Consider the following 587-nt stretch of genomic DNA (forward strand, 5'->3'; position numbering starts at 1 on the left):
CCATGAAGTCGGCCAGCCGCGCCGCCGACAGCGCCACGAACCTCCGCGAGGCCGCCGACTTCGAAACTCCCGATCCGGGTGGTGCCGGCACGTCACCCTCAGGCAGCCGGACAGCGCGGCCGAACCGGCGCGTCGACACATTGATCAGCATCAGGTTCATCGCCCAGCGACCGAGCCAATCCTCCTGCGCCGCCGTTTCCCAGCTCGGGATCGTGATCTCGCGGCCGTCCACGCCCCGGACCCGCGGGCGCTCGACCTCGATCTTGCCGCCGTGGAAACCAATCCGTCCCCGCGTTCGGCCCCAACGGTGCGCCCGCCGTGCTGCATCGCGACCGTGGCGCGGCCCACAGGCCGCCGCCACATCCGCCTCCATCATCGTGCCCAGCGCCTCGACCCCTGCCGCAAGGCAGAACCGATCGAAGCTCGCCCGCACTTCCGCAAACGCTTCGTCCACAGCCCCGGTCGCCGGCGAACCAGCCGGTGTGATATCTCTCGTCATGGCGTTGCTCTCCTTTGTGGAATCAGCACCCCGAGCCTACCGGCTCAAGGTGGGCAACGCCGACCTCTTCAGTAATTCAACAGAACCC

At 68.3% G+C, this 587-nt stretch carries 1 pseudogene; it reads right to left on the reverse strand.

Going from position 1 to position 587, the window contains the following annotated elements:
• Positions 1–499 (reverse strand): annotated as a pseudogene (locus ACZYOF_RS44280) (IS256 family transposase); the annotation flags it as partial.
• Positions 500–587 lie beyond the last annotated feature (88 nt).

It is taken from the genome of Bradyrhizobium sp. LeoA1Lang (assembly GCF_055413685.1).